Genomic DNA, 294 nt, shown 5'->3' with positions numbered 1-294 from the left:
ACCAATAGGCTCAACCTCTTGGTTGTTATCATTAAAAAACCTATAGCCTAATGCCGTAGCCATACCCACTCCACAATCGTTAGTGGCGCTTCCGCCAATGCCTAAAATTATATGTTTAGCACCTTTATTTAAGGCATCTTCTATTAACTCGCCTGTACCAAAAGTAGACGCATTTTTACAATCAAACTGTTTTGGTTTTAGTAATTTAACCCCTGAAGCTTCAGCCATTTCAATAAAAGCTGTTTTGGTGTTTTCGGCATATAAATAAGAGGCTTCAACAGCTTCAAAAAACGG

Annotated in this window: 1 protein-coding gene; it reads right to left on the bottom strand. The window is 38.1% G+C overall.

The window, feature by feature from the left end; translation table 11 throughout:
- Positions 1-294: glycerate kinase (locus FUA24_RS04930; RefSeq protein ID WP_148540280.1), on the bottom strand; the 294-nt coding region annotated here is incomplete at both ends.

It is taken from the genome of Seonamhaeicola marinus (genome assembly GCF_008085455.1).
This window is presented reverse-complemented; position numbering and strand designations above follow the sequence as displayed.